Origin of the sequence: Arthrobacter sp. S41, assembly GCF_004320535.1 — a bacterium.
Taxonomy (GTDB): Bacteria; Actinomycetota; Actinomycetes; order Actinomycetales; family Micrococcaceae; genus Glutamicibacter.
Window position 1 is genome coordinate 1 of sequence record NZ_SIHY01000006.1, and the last position, 4,566, is coordinate 4,566.

At 51.2% G+C, this 4,566-nt stretch carries 1 protein-coding gene and 3 tRNA genes; all 4 read right to left on the reverse strand.

All coding sequences use genetic code 11. The features are described 5' to 3' along the window. Nucleotides 1–2,042 precede the first annotated feature (2,042 nt). A tRNA-Glu gene (locus EYR88_RS15925) sits at nucleotides 2,043–2,115 on the reverse strand. A gap of 48 nt (nucleotides 2,116–2,163) precedes the next feature. Further along, nucleotides 2,164–2,235, reverse strand: a tRNA-Gln gene (locus tag EYR88_RS15930). Between the two features lie 253 nt (nucleotides 2,236–2,488). Next, nucleotides 2,489–2,562: transfer RNA gene (locus EYR88_RS15935), tRNA-Pro, on the reverse strand. 106 nt (nucleotides 2,563–2,668) lie between these two features. Continuing rightward, nucleotides 2,669–4,045: an FAD-linked oxidase C-terminal domain-containing protein gene (locus EYR88_RS15940; RefSeq protein WP_131090753.1), complete on the reverse strand. Its 1,377-nt coding sequence runs from the start codon at nucleotides 4,043–4,045 to the stop codon at nucleotides 2,669–2,671. Nucleotides 4,046–4,566 lie beyond the last annotated feature (521 nt).

Below are 4,566 nucleotides of genomic sequence, written 5' to 3' on the forward strand. Positions count from 1 at the left end.
AAAAAACACTCAAGAACATCACACGGGGGTGCAATGCCTCAAGCAAATGTTATGTATTCACCAAATAAAATAAATATTCGGTATCAACAAACTTGGCACACTATTGAGTTCTCAAACAACAAACACTTACCGGTTCTCCATAAATCCATAATTGGATTATGTTATCGTCCAGCGTTATATTTTTTCAGAAATTAGACGCTCAAAATACTTGAGCTTTTTCTGAGTGATTGTCGCCCGAATCGGTACCAGCTTTGAAGCTGACCTCGTTGCGGCGACAGATAAAAACTATACACGGGAATCCGAGAGGTTACAAATCGGATGGCTTGTTTTTAAGGTGACTGTGGTTACATCCGTTCGTGCCCGTTTCTGACGCACCCGAACTTGCCCGCCCTTGATACTTCTTCGAAGCAAAATGTGCCTACATCAGCTTGTGCCACTGCACGCAAAGATCGTCATTATTAGCCGGCCTCTAGCAGTCGACGTAAAGCGAACACGGCTGAAGCTTCATTCGCTCATGGTCTCTCACTACAAACCAGGGGCATCCCTAAAAAGCAGAAGTTGATGTTAATTCGTTGCCGCAGAGCTCGTTTAGTGACATGCGCGGTTCTTTAGCGGACATCAGGATCAACTGGCTCCTGCTCCATCATCGACAATTGGGCTACACACAGTGGTGCTCACCGGTGGCCAACTTGTCTCAGCAGCTGCTGGCATTACGGTCCGTACACATCAATTCAATTCCGAGCGAGTAGAACGTGCGTACCTGTCGGTTGGCCGACCGCTGGAATATCTGATCTAGCCATACTCATAAAACGCCGGCTTAGCGCGGCCCAATCCGATAGACCCGACGGCCCGAGCATGGCGCCACAAGTGCTTCTGGGTAAGAGGGTCTGCCCCAACGAAGTTGAAGCAGACTTAGAACAGCAGGACTCCATTGAAGTTAGATTCTCTACTGCAACAAACTGGCTGATTGGTTCCGCAAATCCTGTCAAGCCAATCTTGAGTCACTTACCGCTGCTTGAGAAACACATACTCGCTAGCGCAGCGACTTAGCGTAATCATAAAAAGAGTGCCACTTGCCTAAGGGTTCTTACACGACAACGAGTCAGAGACAGGATGTCTGTCTCGACAACTATGCGCCAGACTTTTCCTGTATGGATCCACTTCAGTGCTTACGGCTTACGGCTTACGGCTCACGGCTCACGGCTCACGGCTCACGGCTCACGGCTCACGGCTCACGGCTCACGGCTCACGGCTTACGGCTTACGGCTTACGGCTTACGGCTTACGGCTTACGGCTTACGGCTTACGGCGCAAGCTATCAACGGCAAGAGCCCCGGGGCAACGAATCTACAATTCTGATTCTTCAGCAACAGCCAGCGAGAACGAATCTGGGGAGGAGAACAAATCTGGGGAGCAAAGGTCGTCATTCTTCGCTTCACCCTATATCTGGCGCAATAGTTTCCACTCTGCTGCAAAGCTCTAGACGCAGGATATGTATCTTCGATTCTGAAACCCCTCAGAGTATTAGCTTTCCCGTAGCGAGGCCCTCCGCGTTTCAAAGATGAACGGAGGCTCCTCTTGGGGGCAGCCACTGCCATCGATACAAGCCATAAACGTTAGCGACGTTCTAGCCTTCCACAGGAAATTCAGCTTCTCCGGACAAACATCTCGCCGCTACTAGACTGCGATGGAACTACCGGTCTGCTTTCACCTATATACGAGCGCCAAACACATCAGTGTCCGACATCGTTGCCTTCATGCGGCGCTGCATTGCCGGGGCACCATACGGTGGGGATCAATTTCCCAAAGGGCTGATTAAGTGCCAAAAAGGTGTACAGAAAGCACCTAAAACATATAACCACTAGGAATAACACGACGAACACATGTTCTACGGCTTACACCGGCAGCGTAGCTCCATTGATTTACCGGGCCAGACGCCCAATCTGGCCCTTGGGTCGGGCTATAGGCCCCGTTACCGATACCTCAACCGTCAGTGCTTAAACAAAAATATCGCAGAGCATCTACTCTGCGATATTTGATATGTGACCCCAACGGGATTCGAACCCGTGTTGCCGCCGTGAGAGGGCGGAGTACTAGGCCGCTATACGATGGGGCCGTATGCTGAAGACGCATCTTCAACTCACCAAATTGCTTTGGTGAAGCGCTGGGATACCAGGACTCGAACCTAGAACGACAGAACCAGAAACTGCTGTGTTGCCAATTACACCATATCCCAATGTGCTTTAGTCTTCGTTGGTTGATCAGGAATACCCGCCAACAACGAATGCCTTAGCACGAGATATAACTATACCTAAAAACTTCCACGAACGCACATTCTGAGGGGGCCAACCTCGAGTGATCTGCAGCTCGTTGGCTTGTCACTTACCCTGCGCCCCCGTTTCATCCGCGGCTCACTCGCTCGACGATCCACCGTTCTAGAGCAGTGGGACCCAGTTCAACTGAACTGGGTCCCACAATCTTGCCTTTAGTCGGGATAACAGGATTTGAACCTGCGACCTCGTCGTCCCGAACGACGCGCGCTACCAAACTGCGCCATATCCCGTGATCAAGATCGTTTTTACTCTACACCTCGAGCATCCTGGACACATAATCAATTCAGCGGTTCAAACTAGGTGTGTATACTCCTAATTCTCGATCGAGGACTGCGACTAAATCCCCTTACCTGGATTGAGAATATTCAATGGATCCAACAGCGCCTTGATCGATCGTTGTAGCTGGATAACCTCAGCAGACTGTTCCCACGGAAGCCAGTCTTTCTTGATCAAGCCGATGCCATGCTCACCGGTAATGGTGCCGCCAAGTTCGAGAGCAATTCGAACGGAGCTGTCAACTGCACGTTCAAGACGTTCCAACGGATTTTCCCCCTCGTCGGGGTCTACGGACAAAGTAGGGTGCAGATTGCCATCACCAACATGAGAAATCATGCGCATATCTACATGTTCGGCCTGTGCAACGGCTTGTAATCTGTGCACGTACTCGACCATCTTGCTCTTTGGAATGGCGACATCCTCGCCGGTACGGTAGGCATCATCCTTAGTATCGCCTCGACTAGTTCGACGCATCTCAATTAGCTTGGTAGCTGCCTCCGCACCCGAAAGGCTCAACTCGACGTTGTTTCCGTGGAACACCTTACGGATCGCATCCTCCTCGCGGATAGCACCGTAGCCATCTAGCCGGGCGAGCACCATCGCCCCGCCGGCCTTCGCATAGTCAGTTGAATACTGCTCATCTAGTACTCGAAGAGTCGAATTGTCTACCAGTTCAAGAATCGCCGGCTGGATCCGTGCGCGTGCAATGAGTTGGACACCATGAACCGCCTCCTCGAGAGTTGGAAAGAGCAGCGAGATGTCTCGTTCATCCACGGGAAGATAGCGCAATCTGAGAACTGCCCGCACTACAACTCCAAGGGTTCCTTCGGAACCAGTAAATAGAGCCGTTAGATCATATCCGGCTACACCTTTGAAAGTATTCTTGCCTACCCGAATCAGGCGTCCGTCTGAGAGCACGATATCTAAGGAAAGAACCGAGTCTCGGGTTACCCCATACTTAGCGCACCGCAAACCGCCAGCATTCGTTGCAATGTTGCCACCTAAGGTCGACATCTTGTAACTCGCTGGATCTGGAGCATACATCAGTCCGAACTGCTCAACAGCAGAATTCAGTTCATGGTTGACAACACCAGGTTCAACAATGGCCACTTCATCGTCGGGACGGACTTCGATAATCTTGTTCATCCGAGCCAGGTTCAGAATTATGGCATCCCCACGAACATGAACGCCTCCCGAGACACCAGTACCAGCACCACGGCTGATGACTGGAACGCGCAACTCTGTCGCTACACGCATCACATCCTGAACGTGTGAAACTTCCGTAGGGAAAACAACGACTAGTGGCAATGTTGGTTGTACTGCTAGCTGTCCGAAGTCTCTTGAATTCTCAAGCAGCGCTGCATCGTCCAAAACTACCAAGCCTCGAGGCAACGCTGTTTGTAGCATCTCGATCAATTTCGTTTGAACATCAGACATCATTGTCTCCATAGCAGTGGGGGTTTCTAACCTACCCAGAGGCTACGGCCAAAGACAATTGCTCGTTAAGTTCGTGACTGGACGTGTCAGCATTAGCCGTTGTCGAAAGTCCAGGACATCAATCCATTGAGACATACATTCTGGTTACGTACGCGATGAAAGCAAATCGCTGCGCACTCATGGAACCGAGTGGAAAATCTGTCGTCTGCTTCCTGGCACCGGTCAACTAGCCGCCATTTGCAATAGACCTGTGGTTCCTTGAGCCTGCCGGCCCCTCAGCCTCGGTCGGCTGCTGTAGCCGGAAGCCGTCACCAGTTCTTTAAACAGGAAAAAGGGGGTCGAGCTTCAGCTCAACCCCCTACCAACCAGCAATCAGCAACCAACCCACCGTTGGTGGTTAAACAGGTGAGGCCCCAACCAAAAGGTTAGGGCCTCAAACCAACATTCATCTTTATTAAGTTAAGTCCGGCGGTGACCTACTCTCCCACACCCTCACGAGTGCAGTACCATCGGCGCAGTGG